This window comes from Actinosynnema sp. ALI-1.44 (genome assembly GCF_001984155.1).
GTDB lineage: Bacteria > Actinomycetota > Actinomycetes > Mycobacteriales > Pseudonocardiaceae > Kibdelosporangium.
In genome coordinates this window covers 143960-168980 of sequence record NZ_MTQO01000033.1, presented here as the reverse complement: position 1 = coordinate 168980, position 25021 = coordinate 143960, and the positions used below count along the sequence as shown (strand labels likewise).

The 25021-nt window shown below is 68.6% G+C and carries 21 protein-coding genes and 1 pseudogene; 8 read left to right on the top strand and 14 right to left on the bottom strand.

The genetic code is table 11. From position 1 onward, the window contains the following. Positions 1–38: 38 nt before the first annotated feature. From ALI144C_RS07540 to ALI144C_RS07515, 6 genes and pseudogenes are all read right to left on the bottom strand, one after another. Positions 39–1067, bottom strand: a complete 1029-nt coding sequence (locus ALI144C_RS07540; protein WP_076986273.1) for an isocitrate/isopropylmalate dehydrogenase family protein — start codon at positions 1065–1067, stop codon at positions 39–41. A gap of 13 nt (positions 1068–1080) precedes the next feature. Then, entirely contained in the window at positions 1081–2244 is a 1164-nt protein-coding gene (locus ALI144C_RS07535; RefSeq protein WP_202818879.1) for a pyridoxal phosphate-dependent aminotransferase, read from the bottom strand. Then, positions 2241–2857: pseudogene (gene leuD / locus ALI144C_RS07530) on the bottom strand (3-isopropylmalate dehydratase small subunit). Before leuD ends, ALI144C_RS07535 begins: the two are co-directional and overlap by 4 nt. Beyond that, complete coding sequence (gene leuC / locus ALI144C_RS07525) at positions 2841–4268, bottom strand: 3-isopropylmalate dehydratase large subunit (protein WP_076986272.1); 1428 nt, start codon at positions 4266–4268, stop codon at positions 2841–2843. The pseudogene leuD and the gene leuC overlap by 17 nt, the downstream one beginning before the upstream one ends. Then, a complete protein-coding gene (locus ALI144C_RS07520) occupies positions 4268–5452 on the bottom strand; it encodes a LeuA family protein (RefSeq protein WP_076986271.1) in 1185 nt (394 codons plus the stop codon). The genes leuC and ALI144C_RS07520 overlap by 1 nt, the downstream gene beginning before the upstream one ends. Positions 5453–5733: 281 nt before the next feature. Continuing rightward, positions 5734–6657 carry an ArsR/SmtB family transcription factor gene (locus tag ALI144C_RS07515; RefSeq protein WP_076986270.1) on the bottom strand — a complete coding sequence of 308 codons (924 nt, stop codon included), beginning with the start codon at positions 6655–6657 and terminating at the stop codon, positions 5734–5736. Between the two features lie 970 nt (positions 6658–7627). On the opposite strand from ALI144C_RS07515, the gene ALI144C_RS07510 reads away from it, so the two are divergent. Further along, positions 7628–9703, top strand: coding sequence for an AfsR/SARP family transcriptional regulator (locus tag ALI144C_RS07510; protein ID WP_076986269.1), 2076 nt, complete (start codon positions 7628–7630; stop codon positions 9701–9703). 29 nt (positions 9704–9732) lie between these two features. Here ALI144C_RS07510 and ALI144C_RS07505 read toward each other — a convergent pair whose 3' ends face one another. The 4 genes from ALI144C_RS07505 to ALI144C_RS07490 form a co-directional block, all read right to left on the bottom strand. After that, positions 9733–9915, bottom strand: a complete 183-nt coding sequence (locus ALI144C_RS07505) for a hypothetical protein (protein WP_076986268.1) — start codon at positions 9913–9915, stop codon at positions 9733–9735. Between the two features lie 35 nt (positions 9916–9950). After that, positions 9951–12551 carry an FtsX-like permease family protein gene (locus ALI144C_RS07500; RefSeq protein ID WP_083752821.1) on the bottom strand — a complete coding sequence of 867 codons (2601 nt, stop codon included), beginning with the start codon at positions 12549–12551 and terminating at the stop codon, positions 9951–9953. Further along, positions 12548–13324: an ABC transporter ATP-binding protein gene (locus tag ALI144C_RS07495; protein WP_269086657.1), complete on the bottom strand. Its 777-nt coding sequence runs from the start codon at positions 13322–13324 to the stop codon at positions 12548–12550. The genes ALI144C_RS07500 and ALI144C_RS07495 overlap by 4 nt, the downstream gene beginning before the upstream one ends. Positions 13325–13711: 387 nt before the next feature. Continuing rightward, positions 13712–14647, bottom strand: coding sequence for an ornithine carbamoyltransferase (locus ALI144C_RS07490; RefSeq protein ID WP_076986267.1), 936 nt, complete (start codon positions 14645–14647; stop codon positions 13712–13714). Positions 14648–14946: 299 nt separating this feature from the next. On the opposite strand from ALI144C_RS07490, the gene ALI144C_RS07485 reads away from it, so the two are divergent. Beyond that, the gene (locus ALI144C_RS07485) at positions 14947–15246 is read left to right on the top strand and encodes a hypothetical protein (RefSeq protein WP_143230485.1); all 300 of its coding nucleotides are present in this window, start codon (positions 14947–14949) and stop codon (positions 15244–15246) included. A gap of 329 nt (positions 15247–15575) precedes the next feature. On the opposite strand, the gene ALI144C_RS07480 is transcribed toward ALI144C_RS07485, so the two are convergent. After that, on the bottom strand, positions 15576–16292 hold the full coding sequence (locus ALI144C_RS07480) for a PIG-L deacetylase family protein (protein WP_076986306.1): 717 nt from the start codon (positions 16290–16292) through the stop codon (positions 15576–15578). 39 nt (positions 16293–16331) lie between these two features. Between ALI144C_RS07480 and ALI144C_RS54185 the strand changes: the two genes are divergently transcribed. Further along, positions 16332–16628 (top strand): hypothetical protein, encoded by a 297-nt coding sequence (locus tag ALI144C_RS54185; RefSeq protein WP_143230484.1) that lies wholly within the window; start codon positions 16332–16334, stop codon positions 16626–16628. A 165-nt stretch (positions 16629–16793) separates the two neighbouring features. On the opposite strand, the gene ALI144C_RS07475 is transcribed toward ALI144C_RS54185, so the two are convergent. Next, positions 16794–17438, bottom strand: a complete 645-nt coding sequence (locus ALI144C_RS07475) for a maltokinase N-terminal cap-like domain-containing protein (protein ID WP_202818878.1) — start codon at positions 17436–17438, stop codon at positions 16794–16796. A 219-nt stretch (positions 17439–17657) separates the two neighbouring features. Between ALI144C_RS07475 and ALI144C_RS07470 the strand changes: the two genes are divergently transcribed. From ALI144C_RS07470 to ALI144C_RS07455, 4 genes are read left to right on the top strand one after another with little or no spacing between them, the layout of a single operon-like run. Further along, entirely contained in the window at positions 17658–18242 is a 585-nt protein-coding gene (locus ALI144C_RS07470) for an isochorismatase family cysteine hydrolase (RefSeq protein ID WP_143230483.1), read from the top strand. 5 nt (positions 18243–18247) lie between these two features. Continuing rightward, positions 18248–19273, top strand: a complete 1026-nt coding sequence (gene hypE, locus ALI144C_RS07465) for a hydrogenase expression/formation protein HypE (protein ID WP_076986304.1) — start codon at positions 18248–18250, stop codon at positions 19271–19273. A gap of 2 nt (positions 19274–19275) precedes the next feature. After that, on the top strand, positions 19276–21576 hold the full coding sequence (hypF, locus tag ALI144C_RS07460; RefSeq protein ID WP_076986303.1) for a carbamoyltransferase HypF: 2301 nt from the start codon (positions 19276–19278) through the stop codon (positions 21574–21576). Further along, the gene (locus ALI144C_RS07455) at positions 21573–22907 is read left to right on the top strand and encodes a diaminobutyrate--2-oxoglutarate transaminase family protein (protein ID WP_076986264.1); all 1335 of its coding nucleotides are present in this window, start codon (positions 21573–21575) and stop codon (positions 22905–22907) included. Before hypF ends, ALI144C_RS07455 begins: the two co-directional genes overlap by 4 nt. A 124-nt stretch (positions 22908–23031) precedes the next feature. On the opposite strand, the gene ALI144C_RS07450 is transcribed toward ALI144C_RS07455, so the two are convergent. Both ALI144C_RS07450 and ALI144C_RS07445 read right to left on the bottom strand, forming a co-directional pair. After that, the gene (locus ALI144C_RS07450) at positions 23032–23580 is read right to left on the bottom strand and encodes a VOC family protein (RefSeq protein WP_237774027.1); all 549 of its coding nucleotides are present in this window, start codon (positions 23578–23580) and stop codon (positions 23032–23034) included. Next, positions 23577–24485: a sigma-70 family RNA polymerase sigma factor gene (locus tag ALI144C_RS07445; RefSeq protein ID WP_076986262.1), complete on the bottom strand. Its 909-nt coding sequence runs from the start codon at positions 24483–24485 to the stop codon at positions 23577–23579. Before ALI144C_RS07445 ends, ALI144C_RS07450 begins: the two co-directional genes overlap by 4 nt. An 82-nt stretch (positions 24486–24567) precedes the next feature. On the opposite strand from ALI144C_RS07445, the gene ALI144C_RS07440 reads away from it, so the two are divergent. After that, positions 24568–24981, top strand: coding sequence for a VOC family protein (locus ALI144C_RS07440; protein ID WP_076986261.1), 414 nt, complete (start codon positions 24568–24570; stop codon positions 24979–24981). The last annotated feature ends 40 nt before the right edge of the window (positions 24982–25021 follow it).

The following is a 25021-nucleotide window of genomic DNA, read 5'->3' as shown; positions in this document are numbered from 1 at the left end:
CCAGGTTCCTTCCGTGAGCCCACGGGATCGCCGCGGTGCTATACCAGTTCGGCGCGGATCGCGGCGCCGCTGTCCTTGGTGGTGAGTTCTCCGCCCACGTCCGGCGTGCACCGGCCTGCCGCGACCGCCGCCGACACGGCGTCCCGCACGGCGGCGGCCTCGCGGTGGTGGCCGAGGCGCTCGATGAGCAACGCACTGGTCAGAATCGCGCCGATCGGGTTGGCGATCCCCTTGCCCGCGATGTCCGGAGCGCTGCCGTGCACCGGCTCGTACAGCCCGAATCCGGTGGTGTCGTTGATGTTCGCCGACGCGGCCGTGCCCAGTCCCCCGGCCAGCTCCGCGGTGAGGTCGCTGAGGATGTCGCCGTAGGAGTTGTTGGTCACGATGACGTCGAACGCCGTGGGATCCGAGATCAGCTTCATCGCCGCGGCGTCCACGTACAGGTGTGAGGTGGCGACGTCCGGGTGCTCGGCCACTGCCGAACGCCAGCACCGCTGCCACAGCTGCCCGCCGGAGCGCACGGCGTTGGACTTGTCCACCATGCACACACCTGTACGGGCCGCCGAGAACGCGAAGTCGATCACCCGGGAGACGCCGAGGTGCGTGTTGACCTCGGCGTCGATCGCCACCTCATGGGGCGAGTGCGGGCGAAGTGTGCCACCTACGCCTGTGTACAGGCCTTCGGTGTTCTCCCGGACGATCACCAGATCGACGGCGCGACGGGTGGCGTCGCGCAGCGGGCTGAGCCGGTCGTGCAGCAGCTTCACCGGCCGGTAGTTGACGTACAGATCGAGGTCGAAACGCAGGCGCAGCAACACACCCCGGGCGTACTCGGACGAACGCACCCGTGGGTCGCCGACCGCGCCCAGCAGGGCGGCACAACTGGCGCCCACCCGCTGGAAGTCTTCATCGGACAGCGCTACACCGGTACGCAGGAACCGGTCCGCGTTCACGTGGTCCAGCACGTCGAACTCAAGGCCGATGCCCAGTTCGTCCACTGTGGTCAACGCCTCGCCGATGACCTCGGGCCCGATCCCGTCTCCGGGGATCACACTGATCGGTGGCAATGCGGGCTCCTTGTCAGGACGAACCGAGCAGCTTGCGCTCGGCTGCTTGGACGGTCTCGAGTGAACGGTTGAAGGCGATCCGCACGAACTGCCGTCCGTCGGCCTCGTCGGCGAAGAACGAGCACCCGGGCACGAGCAGCACACCCGACTCGCGTAGCAGCCGATGGACGTAGGTCTCGCAGTCGTCCCGCGTCACGGCGCTGATGCCGGCCAGGAAGAAGCAGCCGCCCTGGGCGGGCACGCAGTCCAGTCCCAGGCGAGTGAAGATGGACTGGACCGCGTCCCGCCGCGCGGCGAGCGTCCCGGCTGGATTCCACCGGTTGCCGGTGAACAACCCGGCCTGTGCCGCCGCGATCTGCAACGGTGCGGCGGTTCCGTTGGTGGTGATCTCGTGCACCCGCCGGAACACCTGGGTACGGGTCGCGTCGGCACGCAGGTAGCCCAGGCGCCAGCCGCTGACCGCGTGGCTCTTGGACAGCGACCCGATCACGACGTTGCGGTCGCGCAACCCCGGCACGTCCGCAGCCGAGACGTGTGGCCTGCCGTCGAAGGCGAACGACGAGTAGACCTCGTCGGACACCACGGTGACGTCCCACCGCTGGCAGAGCTCGGCGATCTCGGCCCACTCCCGCGCCTGCAGCATCTTGCCGGTCGGGTTGCTCGGGGTGTTGGTCAGGACCACCCTCGTGCGCGGGCCGAAGGCTGCGCGCAACTCCGCGGAGTCGTAGCTCCAGCCGGGTGGCCGCAGCCGGACGAACTTCGGGATGCCGCCTGCCATCGTGATGGCGCCGAGGAAGTTCTCGAAGAACGGCTCGAACACGACGACCTCGTCGCCGGGGTCCACAAGGGACAACAGTGCGACGCACAGCGCCTCGGTGCCACCCACGGTGATGGTGATCTCCGATTCCGGGTCGGCGGCCGCGGGCAGTGACCGCGCGATCCGGGTCCGCATCACCAGATCGCCGGAGGGATCCAGATACTGGTTGCGGCCCATACGCATCGCGTTGCACGCCTGGTCCACCATCGACACTGGTGTGTCCGGGAAACCGGGTGTGCCCACCGCGAGGTCGACAGCCTTCTCGGCGAATCCGAGGCGCAGCAGCCCGGCCAGCTTGCCACCGGTCAGCCCCGCCGCCCTCGCCGAGAACATCCCCCGGTCGGCGAGTGTCCCGGTCACCGTCCGGATCCAGCCGTGTCCACGGTCATCCTGACCACCGGAAGCCAGGGATGCCTGGTCTTTTCGTACAGCGAGATCAAGTCGTCCTTCTCCATCGTCACGCCGATGTCGTCCAGACCGTTGAGCAGCAACCACCTGGCGCGGTCGTCGACCGGAAAGGCCTGCCGCAGGCCGTCTCCACGCACCTCGCGGGCGACCACGTCGACGGTGAGCTCGGCCCGGACGCGGCGTCCGCGCGGTCGGCGAGGTCCGCGACCACGTCCTCGGGCAGCCGGACCGCGAGCAGCCCGTTCTTCCACGCGTTGCGCAGGAAGATGTCGCCGAAACTGGAAGCGATCACCGCCCGGAAACCCCAGTCCCGCAACGCCCATACCGCGTGCTCGCGGGAGCTGCCGGTGCCGAAGTTGTGCCCGGCGACCAGCACCGTGGCTCCGGCGTGCGCCGGGTCGTTGAGCACGAATCCCGGATCCTTGCGCCAGCCCGCGAACAGTGTGTCCTCGTAACCGGTCTTGGTCAGCCGCTTGCAGAACTCGGCGGGGATGATCTGGTCGGTGTCCACGTCGCTGCGGCGCAACGCGACGCACCGGCCGGTGTGCTCAGTGATCGGCTGCATCGGATTCCCTCCCGGGCAGGTCGGCGGGCGCGGCGAGATGACCGGCGACCGCGGTGGCCGCGGCGACAGCGGGCGACACCAGGTGCGTACGGGCCTGTGGACCCTGGCGGCCCTCGTAGTTGCGGTTGGACGTGGACGCGACACGTTCGCTGCCCGGCAGCCGGTCGGCGTTCATGCCCATGCACATCGAGCAGCCCGACAGCCGCCATTGCGCGCCCGCCGCGAGGAAGACCCGGTGCAGGCCCTGTTCCTCGGCCGCACGCCTGACCTCCATCGAGCCGGGCACGACGAGCATCCGGACATTCGGTGCCACCCGTCGGCCGGCGAGCACCGCCGCGGCCTCCCGCAGATCTTCCAACCGGCCGTTGGTGCAGGAGCCGATGAAGACCGTGTCGACGGCGATGTCCCGCATCGATGTGCCTGGCACGAGATCCATGTACGACAGGGCACGCTCCGCTGACGCCCGCTCCGCACCGTCCGAAACAGACGAAGGATCCGGCACGGCACCGGTCAACGGCACAGCCTGGCCGGGGTTGGTCCCCCAGGTGACGAACGGGGTGAGCGCGGAGACGTCGATCGTCACGATCCGGTCGAACACCGCGCCGGGATCGGTGCACATCGACCGCCAGAACTCGACCGCCGTGTCCCAGTCGGCACCTCGCGGCGAGTGGGGCCGGTCGGCCAGGTAGGCGAAGGTGGTGTCGTCCGGGGCGATCATCCCCGCCCGCGCGCCGGCCTCGACGCTCATGTTGCACATCGTCATGCGGCCCTCCATGGACAGCCGCCGCACGGCCGGGCCGCGGTACTCGATCACGTGGCCGTGCGCGCCGTTCGCCCCGATGTGCGCGATCAGTGCCAGGATCAGATCCTTGGCGGTGACGTCCGGCGACGGCTCGCCGGTGAACTCGACGGCCATCGTCTTCGGCCTGGCCAGCGCCAGTGTCTGAGTGGCCAGCACGTGCTCGACGTCGCTGGTGCCGACTCCGAACGCCAGCGCGCCGAACGCGCCGTGCGTCGAGGTGTGGCTGTCCCCGCAGATCACTGTCATCCCTGGCTGGACGAAACCGCGCTCCGGGCCGACCACGTGCACGATGCCCTGCCTGCTGTCGCCGAGCGGGAAGATCTCGATGCCCTGCTCCGCGCAGTTGCGGCGCAGCGTCTCGACCTGGTGGCGGCCCATCAGATCGGTGATCACGGTGGTGTCGGTCGGGACGTTGTGGTCCTCCACCGCCAGGGTCAGCTCCGGTCGGCGGACCCGGCGCCCGGCGGACCGCAGGCCGTCGAACGCCTGCGGCGAACTCGCCTCGTGCACCAGGTGCAGGTCCACGTAGAGCAGATCGGGCTCGTTCTCGGCCTCGTGCACCACGTGGGACTGCCACACCTTCTCGGCCAGTGTGTACCCGGTGGCCATCAGACGGCTGCCTCGGCGAGCGCCACCCTGGCGTCGAGGATCGACCGGAGTTCGGCCAGTTCGATGGACCGGCTCTCGGCACGGTTGGCGATGTACCGCTCGTAGAGTTCCTCGACCAGGTCGGAGTCACTCGGCAGGTTCATCTTCCGCATCAGGAAGCGCAGGATGTTGCGCCCGGAGTGCCTGCCCACGACCAGCGAGCGTTCCCGGCCGAACCTGGCAGGCTCGATGTACTCGTACGTCAACGGGTTGCGCAGCATGCCCGCCTGGTGGATGCCCGCCTCGGTGGCGAAGGCGTTGATGCCGAAGATGGCCTTGTTGCGCGGCGGGGTGACCGAGATGATCGATGCCAGCAGCTGGTACGCCTCGTAAAGGCCCTCACTGCGGATCCTGGTGGACGCCCCGATCTCCTCGCTCTTGTACGCGAGCACAGCCACGAACTCCTCCAGCGAGGTGTTCCCGGCGCGCTCGCCGATCCCGCCGAGGGTCACCTGGACCTCGTCGGCGCCGTTGCGCACACCGGCCAGGGTGTTCGCCAGACCGAGCCCGAGATCCTCGTGGCAGTGCGTGGACACCACCATTCCGGCGGGCACCCATTCCCGCACCGCGGCGATCAGACGGCCGTACTCCTCGGGAACCATGCAGCCGGTCGTGTCCGCGACGGCGAACGTGGTCGCCCCGGCCGCCATGCTCGCCTCGATCAGCTCACGCAGATAGCCGTGGCTGCCCCGGCTGGCGTCCTCGATGCCGACGGAGATGTCATCGACCCCCAGCGACGCGGTGAACTCCACGGCGTCCACCAGTTCCCGCACGCCTTCGGCACGGCTGATCCCCCGTTTGTGCTCCAGGTGCACCTCGCTGCCGGTGGCCATGATCTCCACCTGGTGGTTGTGCACGCCGCCTGCCTCGACCGCGACCCGGATGTCATTGCGGTCGGCCCGGCTGAGAGTGGAGATCCGTGCCGTGGTGACGGCCTCGGCGATCAGCCGCGTCGCCTTGAAGTCACTCGACGACGAGCTGGGGAAACCGGTCTCGATGACGTCGGCGCCGAGCGCCTCGAGATTCAGTGCGAGCTCCAGTTTCTGCTCCGGCTGCATCGAGTTGCCCGGCGCCTGCTCCCCGTCCCGGAGTGTGGTGTCGTAAATGGATATGACGCGCCGCGCTAAGTTCGGTTCTGATGACATGACAAGTGTGCCCTTCTCCAGACTTTCGACACTGGTCTTCCGTCCGCAGCCGTGTCGAAGTGCCGACGACCGCGTGCCGTCCAGTGAGTAACCCCAATAAGCAATGCCTTGGCGTTGTCGCCGCCACCCTGCCTGATACCAGGCTTTACCCGCGGCAGTGGTGGCACGCCAGACGTTTCCACGTTCCCTTGAGAAAGGGATGTTCTTGCTGAAATGACAGAACGAGGCATGACCGGCGAAGGCCATGAGATCGGTGAAAGATATCCGTGAAGAAAGCGGCCTCAACCGGCCAGTGACACCGGCCGCGCGACGGGCTCGGCGCCGTACCGTTGTTCACCGAGCAGCGCCACGCCCAACGGGGTGAGCGTGTGCAGCACGGTGTTGCAGCGGCGATGGCTGGTGATCAGCCCGGCGCCGCGCAGCACCGCCGCGTGCTGGCTCGCGCCGGCCGACGAGATCCGCAGACGCCGCGCCATCTCCCCCGTGGAGCAGCCATCGACGAGCGACTGCAGCACCGCCGCCCGGGTGCGCCCGACAAGAGCCGCGAGCGCCTGGCCGTTCGACTTGTGCACGTCCCACAGGTCGGCCGCGGTCGGCCTGTCCGGTGACGCCGCGAAGACCAGCGTGGGGATGCCGTCGCCACACCCGGCGTCGATCAGCGCGACCTGACGGTCCGTCAGGAACAACGACGGGCAGATCAGCAGACCGCGGCCGTCGAGCCGCACCTCACCGGACTGCTTGGCGGGGATCTCCAGCACGCCCTCCGCCCAGCTGACGTCCTCGGTGAAGCCGCGCAGCAGCCGATCGACCCCGCCCGAGATCATGAGCTGCCCGTTCGCCGCGTGCACGGTCGTCAGGTAGTGGTGGATCCGCCCCCAGTACGGTGCGATCGCAATCTGGTGGAACCGCCGCACAGTCGAGCTGATCTGGCGGCGGAGCAGAGCCGCGTTCGTGTCGTCCGCCCTGGTTTCGTCCCGCAGCATCCACAGCAGGTCCGGGACCGGGCGCACCGAGCGGATCAGGCGCAGGACCGTGTTCGCGTGCCCGCCCAGCCTGCCCCGCACCTGGCGGCGCCACTCGCGGAAGAGCACGTCATCGGGCCTGTGCAGCATGTCCAGTGCGAACAGCGTCTCCGCGACCGGGCCCAACGTCCCGCCCAACCTGACCTCGGCGATGTCCCGTGCCGTGAAATGGATCCGCAACATCTTTGGCTCCGCCTCCGTGACGTTTCCCAGACAAGAAGAACTGGGTCAGGCACGATCTCGCGCAACGGCCGGTGATCGGTGTGCTCCCCCGGCGGCGGCAGGTTCCTGCTGCTTCCGGCTCCCCGGCACACCGGTCCGGCGCGTTGCGTGACGCTGACTGATCCCTCGCCATGACCATGTCAAGACGCGCTATCGGCGGCCGTATTCGCGGAACATCGTGTGCCCATCGCGTGGTCGATCGAGTCGCCATCGAATTGCTATCGTCACCCAGCGCGCCTGCTCGACAATAAGGTGATCTCACCAAGCCGATCTTCGCGGAACACCGGGTGCGGGCCCGACACGCCGTGACGGCAGGGTGTTGAGCTGCGGAAAGCAGGCGTTGTTCGTGCTGGTGCGGGTCCGCGAGCGCGACGGATCCGACCGTTTCAGCGCCCGGTCTCAGCCAATTCGCGAAACGGCCGACTCATGTGAAATTCGGGGAGATTACCCAGTGACTCCGGGATAGGTCCCGGAGGTACTGATTACGGTTGTCATATGACTGTATTCCGCGCGAATCCCAGTTCTCCCAAGGGGCCCTCCGGCCCACCTTCCCCCAGTCCTCACCACTCTGCGGCACACAGGCGCGCGTTCATGCGAGCCGTCCCCAGGCTCACCATACGAGCCGCGATCTTGGTGAGATCACCCCACTGAGTCGTCGCAGGCAGCAAGCCGTGCCACAGGCGAATAGCGAGCGTTGGATCTTCTGCATGGACAACTGATTCGCCCGAATCACACCGACCGCGAAAGATCCGTTCCCCTCCGGCGGATGACGGTTCACGAAGCGACTGTACAATTGCGGCAGCAAATCGTGTAATGTGGTTACGAACTTTGCGTGACCTGCTGGGGGCATGGGGGGAAGGGAGTAGTTGGGGACTGCCTTCTGTTGAAGTGTCACGCCCGCGAATCGCGGATGACACACGCTGGGGGATTCATGGAGTTCCGCATCCTCGGCCCCGTGCAGGCGGAGCACGAGCAGCGCCTCCTTCCGTTGGGAGGAACAAGGCAACGGGCGGTGCTCGCCGCACTGCTGCTGGATGCGGGCCGCGTAGTCGGCATCGACAAGCTGACCAGCGCGGTCTGGGGCGACCGCCCGCCCGCGACCGTGCGGGCACAGATCCAGATCTGTGTCTCCGCGCTGCGCAGACTCGGCCTGCCGATCGAATCCACCCACACCGGCTATCTGCTGGCGGTCGATCCCGACGACATCGACGCCGTGCGGTTCGAGACGCTCGTTTCCGAGGCACGTGCCGCCACCAGCAGCAGCGGCTGGTACAGCAGCGAGGCGGTCGAGGCGTTGCGCACAGCGCTGGCTCTCTGGCGAGGGCCGGCACTCGACGGGCTGCCCGGTCTGGCCGCCGAGGCCACCTGGCTGGACGAGTCGCGGCTGGTGGCCACCGGTGACCTGATCGACGCCGAGATCCAGCACGGCCGCCACGTCCACCTCGTCGGCGAGTTGTCCGCGCTCGTACGTGAGCACCCGCTGCAGGAAAGGTTCCACGCCCAGCTGATGCTGGTGCTCTACCGGTCCTCGCGACAGGCCGACGCGCTGCAGGCCTACCGCGGGCTGCAGCGGATGATGCGACAGGAGCTCGGCCTTGAGCCCGGCCCGGAGCTGCAGTCGCTGGAGCGCCGGATCCTGGCTCGCGACCCGTCACTGGACCAGCCGGCCAAACCGGTCCAGCCGGTCACGGCCGAACGGCACCAGGCCGTCCTCACGAACCTGGTCGACGACATGACCGACCAGCCCACCGACGTCTCGTTCTGGCTGCCCCCGGACTCGACGGTCTTCACCGGACGGGTCGAAGAGATCGACGAGATCTCCGAGCTGCTGCTCGCACCCAGGGCCAAGGCCGCGTCGGTGGTCGTACTGACGGGGTTGGCCGGGGTGGGCAAGACGGCACTCGCGGTCCGCGTCGCGCACTGGCAGCGGCACGCCTTTCCCGACGGGACGCTGTTCGTGGATGTCGCCAGGTCCACCGGGCGCCCGGTGTCGGCGCAGGACTGCGTCGTGCAGCTGCTCAGGCAGCTGGGGACACGGCCGGAGGACCTGCCTGCCGGCCCGCAGGACCGGCTGTCGCTCTACATCCAGCGGACCGGTTCCTGCCGGGCCTTGCTGATCTTCGACGACGTCGACGACGAACGCCTGGTGCGGTCCCTGCTTCCGCGCGATCCCCGGTGTGCGGTGCTGATCACCAGCCGCCGCAGGCTGACCGCCCTCGAAGGCGCCCGGCTCAAGGAGGTCGACGTGCTGGCGACCAACACCGCCGTGGAGATGCTCGCCGAGATCGCCGGCCAGGAACGCGTCGGCCAGGACATCCCGGCGGCCGAACGGATCGCCGTCTACTGCGACGGGCTGCCGTTCGCGCTGCGCATCGCCGCGTCCCGATTACAGGCGAAGCCGCACTGGCCGGTCAGCAGGCTGGCGAGACGGCTGGCCGACGAGCGCACCCGCCTGGACGAGCTGCAGCACGCCGACCTCGACCTGCGGGACGTGCTGGATTCCAGCTACACCGCGTTGTCGCCCCGGCTGCGCCGGGCCTTCCGCCTGCTGGGCCTGCTGGCCACGCCGTACTTCCCGATCTGGTTCCCGGTGGTGCTGCTGGCCGAATCCGAGGATGAGGCCGAAGACCTGGTGGAGAGCCTGCTGGACGACCGGTTGCTGACCGTGGCCGTGCACGACCGCAGCAAGGAGATCAGGTACTCCTTTCCCTGTCTGGTCCGGCTTTACGCCAGGGAGCGGGCTGTGGCCGAGGACCCGGAGGCCGAACGGGAGGCCGCGCTGGAGCGGGTCCGGGCCACATGCGTCCGGCTGACCGACCTCTGCGGGTTCCTCCAGGACACGCGACGGGCGCGGTCCGACATGGACGAGGACGCCCTTGCGCCGCTCGATCCGGCCACGGCCGCCGACCTGCTGGCCGACCCGGGCAGGTGGCTGGCCGATCACCAGGACCTGCTGGATGCCGCGATGGCGGCGGACTCTTCCGGCTCCACCGCGGCGCGGCCGTGAGCAAGCCATCGCACCTGCCCGGGTTCGTCTCACGCCAGCAGACCGGCGACGCAGACAGCCGCACCGCGCGCGGCGAGCAGCATCTGTCGTAGCGCTTCCGGACTGCCCTCCCTGGCCTGGTCGATGGCTCCGGCCGCCTGATCCACACAGGCCAGCACCCGCCCCAGCATCTCGTCCAGGCGCTGGTTCGCCTGCTCGGTCCTCCCGGTCATGGCCACGGCCCTCCCTGTGCTCGGTCGCGTCGATGTCATTCGTGCACCCCGGCGACTTCCACCGGGCGTTGGCGCAGCACTCGGTGAGCGGGCAGCATCACCGAGAACAGGCCGATCACCGCGATACCCCCGAGGATGCCGAGATAGACCAAGGGCGGCGTGTACGGGAACCCGAGCTGTGCCCGGCCGAGGCTGAACGGCACCAGCGTGGTGACGGCGACGACCGAACCGAACACGATCGCCGTGACGATCAGCATCACCGACTCCCACCGGGCCATCCGCAGAACCTGCTGCCGCGTCGCCCCGATCAGCTGCAGCAGCGCGAACTCCCGGGTCCGCGCGCTCGTGGTCATGGCCAGTGTGTTGATCACCGCGATCGCCGTGTAGACCACGATCACGCCGGTGACCAGGAACGCGCCCCACTGGTTGGCTCGCTGGTCCTCGTCACGCGCGGCCAGCGCCTCGTGCGGTTCGGTCACGGTCAGACCGGGGAACCGGGCGGCCAGGCCAGCGAGCTCGGTGCGAACCCGCTGCTGGTCCGCACCCGGTTGCGCGCGAACCAGCACCTGCTGGGTCAGCCCGTCCGTGGTGTGACCGGCGACCAGTGCCGCAGGCAGGGTGACGTCGCCGTAACCCAGGCCACGGCCGTACGTCGCGACGATCTTGACCTTGAGCAGGGTGCCGTCGCCGAGCCGGACAGGCATCAGGTCACCCACCGCCAGCCCGAGCACGGTCGCCTCGGACTGGGACAACGCGACCGACTCACCCCGCAGCGCACCGAGGTCGCCGGACCGCACGTCCAGGTCGACCGCCGCGGCCAGATCGTCCGTGTCGACGGCCTGCGCGGGGACAGCCGACATGTCCAGGTCGTCGAAGGTGCCGGTGAGCACCTTGGTGTAGGTGATCCCGGTGGCCGCGTCGACCCCGTCGACCTGCCGGACCGCCGCCACGACCTCAGGCGACAACCGGGTGTCCCCACCGACCACGACGTGGTCCGCGACGCTGCCCCCGGCAGCCTGCGTGGCGGCCGCGTACAACAACGTTGTCTGCAGGAAGATCTCGGTGCACGCGAACCCGACGGCCAGCACCATCGTGCTCACGGCCGGAGCCAGCCTGCGGGCGTTGGCCCGGCTGTTGGCCGCGGCCAGGTAGCCGGAGCCGGGCGAGAACCGGCTGATCACCATGCCCAGCACGGCCGCGGCGACGCGAACCAGCAGCGGGGACAGCACAACCACGGTCAGGATCAGGGCGAACAACAGGCCGAGCGACACCGCGGGCGCACCGTCACCGGTGGCCGACCGGGAAACCGTGACCAGGGTGATGCTGCCGGCCAGCAGCAGCAGCCCGAGTGACAGCCGGAAGCCTCCGATCAGCCGCCGGGGTGCGGCGGCCTCGCCGAGCGCCTCGGTGGGTGACGCCTTGGACGCCTGCCGACCAGCGACGTACGTGGCGGCGAGCGCGACCAGCACGGTCGAACCGACGCCGACCACGGCGGGCAGCACGCCGATGTGCAGGGCGAGGGTGTCGGGGATCATGTCCCCGGCGACCAGCATCTTCCGCAGCCACGTCGCCAGCGGGATGCCCAGCACCGCACCGGCCAGCGCGGCCGGTACCGAGATCATCAGCGCCTCGGCCGCCACCATCCGCCGGATCTGGCCAGGGGTCGCACCCACCGCCCGCAGCAGGGCGATCTCCCGACGACGCTGGTGAACCGACAAGGCGAACGTGGCCGCCACGACGAACAGCACGATCGCCAAGCCGACACCGCCGAACGAACCCGACAACGCGACCAGGTTGGAGGCGCTGTTGCCAAGGTCGAGGAACTCGGTGTAGCCGCGTTGGCCGCCGGTGAGCGCCGTGATCTGGTCCTCGCCGATCGTGCCGGTGATCCGGGCGGCGAGTTCGTCGACGCCGGTACCGGGCGCGGCCAGCACGCCGATGGTGTCGATCTTGCCGGTGGGGTTGCCGGACAGCCGGGCAGCCTCGTCGGGGGCGAAGAACAGCGCCGCCTGCTTGGTCAGCGGGCTGCCGCCTGCTGCCGTGCCGACCAGGCGAAAGGTCTCCGGCCTTCCGTGGATCGAGATCTGCACGTCCTGCCCGACGGCCACCCTGGCCCGCGCGGCAAGCTGGGCGTCGACCAGAACCTCGCCGCCGGCCCGCGGCGGGCGGCCCGCCGACACGGTGAACGGCATCAGCCGGGCGGAGTCCCAGCCGTGACCCCAGGACCTCGTACCGTTCGGCCCGGTCAACGGCTGGCCCTTGACCAGCAGGTTCGCCGGGAACGACAGGTCGGGCACGGCCTCGAGCACGCCATCGATCCGGGCGATCCGGTCGACCATGCCGCGGTCCAGCCGGACCCGCTCGGGCAGCACCACCGACTCGCCCGTGCCCGCGTCGGGATTCCCGACGTCGGCAGGGGGGTCGTAGCTCTGCTTGCCGCCGACGACCACGGCGGCGCCGGCGTACCGCTCTGGCGGTGACTCGGCCCGCGCCCCCGATTCCAGCAGGATGCCCGCCGAGGTGGCCGTGGCGGCCGCGAAGAACAGGGCGATGAAGGCTCCGACGAAGCCACTGCGGCGGCTGCGCCGCGTGCGCCAGACGGTACCGATCATGGGGCCGGACAGCAGGCGGGTCACGGCATGACCTCGATGCCCTCGACCCAGGCGCCGAGCCCGGCCATCCGGCTGGCCACCGTGCGGAGCGTCGGCTGCTCCAACTCCCCGACCAACCTGCCGTCGGCCAGGAACACGACCCGGTCGGCCATGGCCGCGGCCGACGGGTCGTGGGTCACCATCACCACGGTGTGTCCCGACCTGGCGGCGTCTCGCAGCAGCGTCAGCACCTGACGGCCACTGGTGGTGTCCAGCGCGCCGGTCGGCTCGTCACCGAACACCACGTCCGGCTTCATGACCAGGGCCCGCGCGATCGCGACCCGTTGCTGCTGGCCGCCGGAGAGCTCCGGCGGGCGGTGCCGCATCCGGTCCTGCAGGCCGACCTGGGCTGCGACCTGCCGGATCCACGCCGGGTCCACGCGCTTGCCCGCCAGGCGCAGCGGCAACGCGATGTTCTCGGCCACGTCCAGAGCGGGCACGAGGTTGAACGCCTGGAACACGAACCCGGCCCGTTCCCGGCGAAGCTTGGTCAGCTCGGCCTCCTTCAGCCCGGACAGTTCGACCCCGCCGAGCACCACCGAGCCACGGGTCGGCCGGTCCAGACCGGCCGCGCAGTGCAGGAAGGTGCTCTTGCCGGAACCGGAAGGTCCCATGACCGCGGTGAAGCTGCCCCGGGGGCATCCGACGGTCACGTCCCGCAGTGCGGTCACAGCGCTCTGGCCCTTGCCGTAGACCCTGCTCACCGATTTGAGCAGGATGGCGTAATCCGTCACCGCAGCCGCTTGGAATGTGCTCACACGTGTCACGACAGCTCCATTTCTTTTCGTCTGCCATCGTGTCAACAGTGACGGCTGCACCCATTGAAGATAATGCGGCGAACTGCCGGAAGCGGGGTGAAGGTAGCCCTACCGCCACTTCAGTTTCCGCCACGCCGCCGACGGGTCGGTAAACGCAGAGCGCGAATCGGGCAGGAATTGTCGCCGGATACGGAAGCATACTGCAACCGCCCGTACCGAATCGCATCACACCAGCCTTCGGCAAAGGATCACCCGCCATTCCCACCAGCACACGGCCGGACCGCCGAAGCACCCCGCCCGCGCTCGCGCGTTGACGGAGCATAACCCAAATCGGGCCGGTAGGTATTGCCCTGAAAGCGGCACATGGGCAACAGTCCGCGCGAATGACTATCCGTCCCGCAGGCACCACTCCAGCACCGCCATGGCGGCGTAGACCTTGTTCTCCGCCTGGTCGAACGCGATCGAGCGGGGACCGTCGAGCACATCGGCGGTGACCTCGTCGCCGCGATGCGCGGGAAGGTCGTGCATGAAAGCAGCCTCCGGGTACCGGTCGAACAGTGCGGAGTGCACGCGAAAAGGCACGAACGCCGACCGCCAGTGCGGATCGGGTTTCGTGGTGCCCGTCGTCTGCCAGCGGGTGGTGTAGACCGCGTCGATCCCGTCGGGCAGATGGTCCAGATCGTGCCGCTCCTCGACGAACGCACCGGTCTCGGCCGCGTACTCCCGGCTCCTGGCCAGTACGTCGCCGTCCAGGCCGTAACCCTGGGGAGTGCGCAGGTGCAACTCCGTGCCCGGAAACCGGGCCAGGCCGAGGGCCAGCGCGGCGGCGGTGTTGTTGCCCTCGCCGAGGTACAGCACACGGCGGCCGGTCACCCCGCCGAACCGGCGGTGCAGGGTGATCAGGTCCGTCACCGCCTGCGTCGGGTGCTCGGCCGCGCTCATCGCGTTGATGACGGACATCGACTCCTGTCGCGCCCAGGCACGTAACTCTTCAGTGCTGCCGGCGGTGCGGGCGACCAGGGCGTCGAGCATCCGGGCCAGGACCCGGCCGGTGTCGGCCGAACTCTCCCCCGTCTTCTCCTGCAGGTCGTCGGGGCCGAAGCTGATGATCCGGGCGCCCAGCCGCAGAGCGGCGGCGGAGAAGGAGGTCCGTGTCCGGGTGGAGGTCTTGCGGAAGTAGACGCCGACCACGGTGCCGCTGAGCGGCTCGCCGTGCGTGCGGCGCTCGGCGAAGTCCACGCCGAGCCGCACCACGCGGTCCAGCTCACCGGGACCGAGATCGTCCAGGGAGATCAGGTGGTACCGCCTGGCTGTCGCGGTCATCGGGTACTCCTTGTCCGTTCGCCGAGTCGGCGACAAGCGTCGCCGCGAATACCGATCCCGCCGCGGCGTTCGCTGGCCCGTCTGCCGCCCGTGGCCCGAAGTTAGTGCCTGCGATGCGTACCCGAAAGCGTGTTTCACGCCTGAACGAATGTCCTAGGACAAGGTGGCCTGCCGCCGTGGCCGCACCTAGCATGAAGGGTGCCCGTCCGCCCGCTCCGGCAAGGATTGTTCCGATGTTCCGGCGGAATTCGGCACGGATTTTCGCCCGGCGACGTCGCGCACCGGTTTTGGGAGGCCTCATGTCAGATTTGCGTGAATTACCCGCGACGACCGTCGGCACGGTGGTCGAGAACGAGTCGGCGCTGCTGGCCCTCCGGCTGGCCAGGGAACTGGCGATGCTGCGCGCGACGGCCGACCGTTCCGATCCGGTCGACGAGACCATGTTGTGCCTTGCCGAGTGCGTGACGCTCACCGCGGGAGCCGTCGAGCAGATTCGCCGCGGCACCCCGGAGGAGAAGATGTGGCCGATGTTCGCCGAGGCGGCGGCCGCGGCCAGGGCGGCGGTGCTCTGCGCGACCTACGCCCTGGCCGAGGACTGAACGTCTCCGGTGATGATGGTGGACACGCGTAACCACGCTGGAAAGCAGGCACAACTCGCGGTGCCGGAACGCACAACACGGGGTGTCTGAACGAGGGACACGGGGAAGTCAGTACGCCGTGTCAACCGGATCGAGCAACTCCGGCGCCAGGACAAGCACCCCGGCCCGCCGGATCGTGCTGGACCTCGCGACCGAGGGCATCAGCATCTCCGCGCCACGAGTACCCACACGCTGTCATGACTCGACCGTGCGGATCACACGGCTGAAATGTGCACGCTACGGTAGCTCAACCCCAAGCCGCCCCGACCTCGGCCGGGGCGGCTTTCTGCTTACGCCGGGCGCAGGTCGAACGGGACTGCCAGCTTTCCGCCGAACCGCTCACCCGCCTGCGTCGCCGCCTGCCTCAGGAAGGTGTCCGCATCGGACATCGGACCCTCGCCCAGGCCATGGAGGTAGGCGCGGTGCGCCTCAAGGGAAGCGACTCCTCTGTCCAAGCTGGACTCCACGTTCACCGCGTGTGTCGCGTCCGGTGTCTCGGCCACCGCCACCCAGCGGACGCCGTTCCACGGTTCCAGGCCCAGCTCGGGGAAGATCCAGCGGTTGCCCGCGTCGCCGACCGCGTCGAGCAGGGCTTCGCCGACGTTGCGGTGGTCCGGGGAGTTGCGGGCGCCGCCCGACCACGACGGGCCGTAGTGCAGGGTGACCACCAGGTCCGGCCGGTGTCTGCGGATCGCCGCCGCCAGGTCCCTGCGCAGCGGGATGCCGTACTCGATCACGCCGTCCCTGTGGTCCAGGAACTCCACTTCGGACACACCGACGATCCGCGCCGCCTCGATCTGCTCGCGCTCCCGCAACGGACCGCAGTCCTGCGGGGATATTCCGTCGATCCCGGCCTCACCCCGGCTGGCGAGGACGTAGGAAAACGTCTTGCCCTCGTCCACCCACTGGGCGATCGCCGCCGAGGCGCCGTATTCCAGGTCGTCCGGGTGTGCCACGACCGCGAGGCCGCGTTCCCAGTCGGTGGGCATCGGCTCCAAGTCCGCCATGGTCAGCTGCTCCGGCCGGCGCGCTGAGCCTGCGGGCGCGTGGTCTTCTTCGCCGTGGATCTCATACACGTCGCAGCCGTGACCCGTTGGGATTTCTCGGGTTCCTCGGCCGGTTTTTCCTCAGTCGTGACCGCGACCGAGCGGTTGGCTTCCGCGCGCCAACTGGACCGGCTGCGGGCTGCCGGGCGGATCTTGCCCGCGCGTACCGCACCGCCGATCACGAACTGGGTGTGTATCAGTTCCAAGAAAAACGGACAGGTCAAGATCAATACCCTCTTAGTAACGGTTTTGGCGCATTGGCGGGTTCCCGGCGAGTGTGAGCAACCAGTCGAGTAGCGCGGCATCTGCGACGCTTGGGCGGGTCGGTTCCGGCGTCGGCGAGCCCGGTTCTGTGCCGACCGGATTTTCGGGCCGGAACGCCGCGCGATCCTCGCCGCCGACCCACATAAGCGAGCGAGTGATCAAAAGTGCGGACACCAGGCCACTACCGATGGCTGCTGGTCACGGCGCGCGCAGCACTGCGAGCAGTCCCCAAACGCGGGTGCCGTTCGGCAGTTGCCATGAGGTGGAGACGTGCCCGGTGGCTCCCTGCGAATCCAGGGTGGGCCGCAGGACTCGGCACACCTGGAGAAGCGTGCCATCCGCTGCGCGTAGCTCGGTGCCCTCTTGGTTGTCGGTGGCGGCGAGGTCTGTGGATATGCGGCCGCCGGTGTGCGAGCAGACGACCTCGCGGTCGGGGGTGTCGCTGACGTCCTGGTCCTGAGCCTGCGCCTCGCCCTGGATCAGGGCGAGCAACTGGGCCACCAGAACCGGGTCGTGGCAACCGTCGTAGACCCAGCGACGCCCGAGTGTCTCGTGGTCCGTCGTGCCCACCAGTGCGTGGTCCGCTCCATCGAGCGCAGCGCCTCGGTAGGTGAGCGGCAGCAGGTAGACGGTCACGCTGTCGCCGGATGTGTCGGCGACCACCATGAACTCGATCCCGACCTCGCCCCGCGGGTCGTCGAGCCGGAAGCCGCCCGCCCTGGCCAACTTCGGTTCACCACCCCGGTACCACGGCCGGGAGGGGAGCCACGCGGTGAGCAGTTCCAGTTTGCCCGGTTTGAGGGAAACCTGGTGCACGACGGCCATGAAGTACATTTCCTCCATTGAGCAGAAACACCTTTGAAAGCGAAAATATCAGCTGGCCGGGAGTTCGCCGATGGAATTGCCTGCAACATCGTTGCCGGGGAGGGAAGATTTCCGTGCCGAGCGGATGAAACATGGCGTGATCATGTCATCCCGCAGGTCGGGAGTTGTTTGACAGATACCTTCGGCGGCTAGCATCCGACTGTTGGAATTCCAGGGGAAATGACCGGGGAGCAACCTGTGTCCACAGTCGCGGTACTTACGAACGACCTCCAGTACGACCTCGTGCAGAAGAATCCGGAACGGATCGCCGCCGTCGACGCGGCGACACCGCATTTCACCCGGTTCCTCGCCGAAATGCGCCGTCGTGGGCACTCCGTCGTGCACCTCCAACTGGTGAACCTGCCCGACGATCCGAACGCCGAGCGCTACGACGGACACCTGCCGGTCGAGCGGGGAACGCGCGGGGCCGAGATCATCGAGGCGTTCCTCGATCCGCGGGATGTCGTGCTGGAGAAGAACAAGGACAGCGGCTTCTACGAGACGGACCTGCACACGCGGTTGCAGGAACGCGGCGTGGAGACCGTCGTGATCACCGGCATGCAGACTCAGATCTGCGTGCAGACCACGGCGGCCGACGCGTTCTTCCGTGGCTACAACGTCTGGGTGCCGCGTGACTGCGTGGTGTCGGCCCGGACCGAGGATCGCGACCGAGCGCTGGAGTGGCTGGCCGGTTACTGCGCCACCGTGGCCGACTCGACGGAGATCCTGAGCGTCCTGGACAGCCAGGGCGTCCTGCCGCGTCGCGAGATCAAGACACCGTGACCACCGTGGCGAAAGCAACCGACCTCGACGGACGCGTCCTGCTCGATCACGGCACTGGCGCCGCGCTCAGCCAGGAACTGGTGCGGCTCATCGCGGACACCCTCGGCGAGGCGTATGTCGGTGAGATGGAGGACAGCGCGACCTTGACCGTGCCGGGCAACCGGATCGCGATGACGACCGACAGCTTCGTCGTCGACCCGCCGTTCTTCGGCAACGGCGACATCGGCAAGATCGCGGTCTGCGGTACCGTCAACGACCTCGCCGTGTCCGGCGCGACGCCGATGTACCTGACACTGGGCCTGATCCTGGAAACCGGGCTGCCGATCAAGTGGCTGGTGCGGGCGCTGGAGTCGATCCGGGACACCGCGATCGAGGCCGGTGTGCTGATCGTCGGCGGCGACACCAAGGTCGTGCGCGCCGGTGAGGCCGACGGTCTTTACGTCAACACGGCCGGTATCGGGGCGTTCCGCCGCGACCCGCTGCGGATGGACGCCGTCCAGCCCGGCGACAGCGTCATCCTGTCCGGCCACATCGGAAACCACACCGTGCACCTGTTGTCCATCCGGGAAGGTCTCGGCTTCGAACAGCGCGTCCTCAGCGACTGCGCGCCGTTGAACGGCCTGATCGACGACGTCTTCGCCAAGGCGCCCGCGGGATCGGTCCGCTCGATGCGGGACGTGACCCGAGGCGGCCTGTCAGCCGTGCTGCACGAGTACGCGACCCGGCTGTGCCGTGTCGTCACCGTCGACCTGCCCGCATTGCCCATCCAGACGGAGACCGCGATGGCGGCGGACATGCTCGGGATCAACCCGCTCCACTGCGCCAACGAAGGGTGTCTCGCACTGTTCGTCTCCCCGGCCGCGGAGGCCGATGTCCTGACGGCGCTGCGGAACCATCCCTACGGCGTGAACGCCGCGGTGATCGGCACTGTCACCGACCGTCCCGGCACCGACGTCCTCCTGCGGGACGGGGACGGGCGGGAGTCGGTACTGGAGGAACTGGTCGGCGCCGAACTGCCCAGGCTGTGCTGACCGTGGACGACACGGCAACGCAGCGTTGGCAGATCAGGGTCACCGGTGTCGTGCAAGGCGTGGGCTACCGGCCGTTCGTGTACCGGCACGCGCGCCGGTACGGCCTGTCCGGCTGGGTTCGCAACGATCCGGGTGGAGTGTTGATCGAGGCGAGCGGGCCCCTGGCCGTGCTGGAACGGTTCGCCGCCGAGTTGGCGAGCGAGGCCCCGGAGCTGGCCCGCGTGCACGAGGTCACGGCGACCAGGATGCCGCCGGGTGACGTCGGTGCCGGGTTCTCGATCGTTCACAGTGACCAGGGTGGTGAACGGACCGCCCTGGTGCCGACCGACACGCACGTGTGCGCGGACTGTCTGGCCGAATTGCGCGATCCGGCCGACCGGCGTCACCGGTATCCGTTCATCAACTGCACCAACTGCGGTCCCCGGTACTCCATCGTGCAGGCGCTGCCCTACGACCGGTCGCACACCACGATGTCCGGCTTCGTGATGTGCGACCAGTGCGCCAGTGAGTACGTGGACCCCGCCGACCGGCGTTATCACGCGCAGCCCAACGCGTGCCCGGATTGCGGGCCGCGGTTGCTGCTGGCCGACGCCGAGGGAGCAACGGCCGAGGGCGACGACGCGCTGAGCCGCTGTGCCTCGGCGTTGGCAGCCGGGCAGATCGCGGCGATCAAGAGCGTCGGCGGCTTCCACCTGGCGGTGGACGCCACAAACGCCGACTCGGTTGCGTTGCTGCGCAAACGCAAGAGGCGAGACTGGAAGCCGTTCGCGGTGATGGCAGCGGACATGACGACCGCGCACAGGCTCGTCGTGCTGTCCGATGCCGAGGCGGACCTGCTCGCGTCACCCGCTCGCCCGATCCTGTTGGCGCGCAAGCAGCCCGGCTCGCTGCCGGAGAACATCGCGCCGCGCAACCCCAATCTCGGCGTGATGCTGCCGTCGGCGCCGCACCACCACCTGCTGCTGGACGAGCCGGGCTTGGACACGCTTGTCATGACCAGTGGCAACATCTCCGGCTACCCGATCGCGTATCGCAACGATGAGGCGCTATCGCAACTGTTCGAGATCGCTGACGTGATCCTCTACCACGACCGCGACATCGAGATCCGCGTCGACGACTCGGTGGTCAGGTGCTCGACGCACCCGGAACTGCCGTCGCCACTGCTCACCTTCTTCCGGCGCGCCCGCGGTTACGCGCCCTACCCGGTCGAGCTGGGCCGCCCGATCGCGCCGTTGGTCGCCTACGGCGCCGAGCTGAAAACCACAGTCGCGCTGTCGTCCGGCACCAGAGTGCACCTGAGCCAGCACATCGGCGACCTGAAGAACGACGACACCTTCGAATCACACCGCAAGGCCGCCGAGCACATCGCCGGGCTGTACGACCTGTCACCCGAGGTCGGCGCCTACGACCTGCACCCGCAGTTCCGTTCCGTCCGTGCAGCCGGGAACGGTCGAATCGTGCACGTGCAACACCATCACGCACATATGGCCGCCTGTATGGCGGAGAACCAGTTGCACGGCCGGACACTCGGCGTGGTGTTCGACGGTGCCGGATACGGCACGGACGACACCATCTGGGGTGGCGAGTTCCTCCTCGGCGACTACGCCGACGCCGACCGGGTCGCCCACTTGCGTTACGTGCCACTGATCGGCGGCGACAAGGCGGTGCGGGAGCCGATCCGCACCGGACTGGCGCTTGCTCTGGACGCCATGGGCGACGCCGCGGTCGACGCCTTCCCCGCGCTGGCCACCCTGACCCCGGATGAACGGCACGTGTTCACCACAATGGCACTACGCGGACTGAACTCGCCCTCCGTGGCCAGCATGGGCAGGCTGTTCGACGGTGTCGCGGCGCTGGTGGGCTTGTGCGGGCGAGCCGAATACGAGGCACAGGGCCCGATCGAACTGGAAGGCCTGCTGGCCCGTGACCTCGCACTGGAACCCGGTTACGCGTTCGAGTTCGCCGATGGCGAAGTCGATCCCCGGCCGGTGGTCAGGGCCATCGCCCGTGACCTGGCAACGGGCGTCGCCGTGCCGGCGATCAGCAGGCGGTTCCACACGGCCGTCGTCACGATGGTCCGCGACCGCTGCCGTCACATCGCCGAGACGACCGGCGTACGCCAGGTCGTGTTGTCCGGCGGTGTGTTCCTGAACGAGTTCCTGCTGATCAACTGCTTGACCGGCCTGGCAGTGGACGGGATCGACGCCTACTGCCACCGCCAGGTGCCCGCCAACGACGGAGGGATCGCGCTCGGCCAGATCGTGGTCGCCGACACCCGCCTCGCACGTGAGGACCACCGATGAACACGACCATTGTGGACGACGTCTACACCTTCGTACGGGACAAGGAATCCAACGCGCGCACGTACGCCGCTGTGATCGACCGAGTGTTCACGGCAGGCGACGCGGCCAGGCTGACCGACACGGAGGGCCGCCAGTACCTGGACTGCCTGTCCGCCGCGGGAACGCTTGCCCTTGGTCACAACCATGCCGCCGTGGCGGCGCGGGTGCGGGAATTCCTCGACTCCGGACAAGTGCAGCAGGCGCTGGACCTCACCACACCAGCCAAGTACGAGTTCCTGCGGTCGCTCTACGGCGTGTTGCCGCCGGACTTCGCGGCACACGCGAAAACGCACTTCTGCGGACCGACCGGAGCGGACGCCGTCGAAGCGGCGGTGAAACTGTTCAAGACGGCGACAGGCCGGCGTACCGTGCTGGCGTTCCACGGTGCCTACCACGGCATGACATCGGGTGCGCTAAGTCTCACCGGCAACCTGGCCGCCAAGCACCGCGTCGCGTCGCTCATGCCGGACGTGCACTTCCTGCCCTATCCGTACAGCTACCGCTGCGCGTTCGGTATTGGTGGCGATGAGGGCGCACGCGTGGGCCTGCGCTACATCGAACGGGTTCTCACCGACCCCGAAAGCGGCATCAGCACACCGGCCGCGATCATCGTGGAGCCGGTGCAGGGCGAAGGCGGTGTCGTCCCGGCGCCGCCGGAGTGGTTGCGTGGCCTGCGGGAAATCACGTCCGCACTGGATATCCCGCTGGTGTGCGACGAGATACAGACCGGGCTCGGCCGCACCGGAACGATGTTCGCGTTCGAGGCCGCGGGCATCGAACCAGACGCTGTGCTCCTGTCCAAAGCGGTCGGTGGTGGCTATCCGCTGGCAGTACTCGTCTACCACTCCCGCTACGACACGTGGACGCCCGGCGCGCACGCGGGCACGTTCCGCGGCAACCAGGTGGCGATGGTCGCCGGTGCCGCGACGATGGACGTGATCACCGCGGAGGGCCTGGCCGACCAAGCCGAAGCCAAGGGACGTCTGATCGAGGAGGCACTGACCTCGCTCGCAGGCGAGCACCCGGAGATCGGCGACATCCGCGGCCGGGGACTGATGTGGGGCATGGAGATCGTCGACCCCGACGGCCCGGCCGACGCCCTTGGTTCCCGGCCCGCCGACGGAAACCGGGCCAGGGCCATCAAACGCCGTTGCCTCGACCACGGGCTCCTGATCGAGAGCGGCGGTCGCCACAGCGCCGTACTGCGCCTGCTGCCACCACTGGTCATCACTCCCGCGGAAATCACCGAGATGGCCACGAAGGTCGAGAAGGCACTCGTCGATCGAGGCTGAGCGCAACCAGGCACCAGATCCACGCCGTGGTCGGTGATCCGGCTGGCTGGCTTGTCTCGCCGCGGTCGATGCACGGTTGCGGTGGCCGGTTGTTGCTCGGTGTGGCAGCGCGGCGGCTTGGCCGTCATTCAGTGCTTGGTGGTGTCTGGCGGGGTGTGCTTGCCGTGAGGCGGGTGTCGGGTCTGTTGGTTGTGGGGTTGGTGAAGCGCAGCACGTTTCCGGAGGGGTCGAGGAAGGCGCAGTCGCGGACGCCGTCGGGGTGGTTGATGGGTTCTTGCATCACCTCGGCGCCGGTGGCCTCGATGCGCTCGAAGGTGGCGTCGCAGTTGTCGGTCTCGAAGACGAGTCTGCCCAGCAGTCCTTTGGCTATGAGGTCTTCGATCGCATGTCGGTCTGCTGGTGAGGCTCCGTGGTGCATGTCGGGTGGTGCGAGGACGATCTGCATGTCCGGCTGGGACGGTGGGCTGATGCTCACCCACCGCGTCTCCGCGAATCCGGCGTGCTCGCGTACCGTGAAGCCGAGTACGTCACGGTAGAAGCCGAGGGCCTCGTCCAGGTCGTGGACGGCGAGCGTGCAGCACGAGAGCTTGAAATTCATGCGGTCACGCTCCGTTCTCACATGGGGTCGAGTGGGCTGTGCCCGGCCCAGAATCTCGTCCTGCCCCGGGATCATGACGGCTCCTTGTCGCTGGTGCCGAGGTAGACGATGTCGAGGTCACGGAGCTGGTCCGGGTCGGCTTGCAGGTCGATGCCGGTGATCTTCTCGTCGGTGATGGTGAAACCGAAGACGACCTGCGGTTGGCCGCGGTGTGCCCAGACCGCGGCCGGAACGCCGTTGACCAGGGCGAGTCGGGCGGCTTCGGCTCGTCCGGCGAAGACGGCCGCCACCGCGTCGGCGCCGCGGGCCTCGGCGGTCGCACCCATCCGCACGGCGGCCGGGTCGGCCACGAGCACGGCGTTCGCATCGAGCAGCGAGAGCAGGGCGGCGAAGTCCCCGTTCCGGGAGGCTGCCAGGAAAGCGGCGACGACCTCTCGTTTCCGGGATCTCGCGGCGTCGGACGCGTCGGCTGCTCCTTGCACTCGCCGCCGGGCCCGGCTGGCGAGTTGCCGGGCCGCCGCTGGGGAGCGGTCGATGATGGCGCCGATCTCGCCGAACGAGACAGCGAAGATGTCGTGCAGGACGAACGCGAGCCGCTCGGCGGGGTTCAGTGTGTCCAGCACCACCATCAGCGCGACGCCGACCGAGTCGGCCAGCAGCGCGTCGTCCTCGGGATCAACCGGGCTGGCTGGGTGGGTGCTCGGGTGTGGCGCGGCTGGTTCCGGTGGCAGTGCCCCAGCCGGCTCCTCACGCCGGGTTTGGCGTGCTTCGAGCATGTTCAGGCAGACCCGGGCGACGACCGTGGTCAGCCACCCGCCCGGGTTCTCCACCTGGTCGGTGTCGGCGCGGCTGACCCGCAGCCACGCCTCCTGCACCGCGTCCTCGGCGTCGCTGGGTGAGCGGAGCATCCGGTAAGCAAGCGCTCGCAAGCGGTCCTGGTGCTCGGCGAACCGTTCGCTCAGCCAGTCGTGTTCGACCATCGGTCACATTCCTCCGTCCGGGCCTGTCATACCGATTGACCGGCGACGCCAAGCCGATGTGACAGTACAAAGGAGACAATGCATGAAAGCGCACGTCAGCTCGATCCTCCTCGCCGTCGGGGACATGGACCGGGCCAAGAAGTTCTACGCAGAGGGGCTCGGCTGGAAGATCAAGAACGACTACGGCGTCTCGGTGTTCTTCGAAGCGGACGGCGCCTCGCCTGTCGGCTTCTACCGGCGTGACGGCCTGGCCGAGCAGGTGGGCACCAGCGCCGAGGGCAGCGGCTTCAGCGGTCTGGTTCTCACCTACGTCGTCCGTAGTGAGGCACGGGTCGACGAGATCATCGCGGAGGCTGAGAAGGCCGGCGCGACGGTTCTCAAGCCCGCCGGTGCCCTGCCGTGGGGCGGGTACGGCGGCTCCTTCGCCGACCCGGACGGCTACATCTGGAGCCTCGGCTACAGCGCCGAGGGAACCGACCAGCCCTACGCGGAATAACCACCCCCCGGCACCGACGAGAGGTTCGGCGTCGACACGA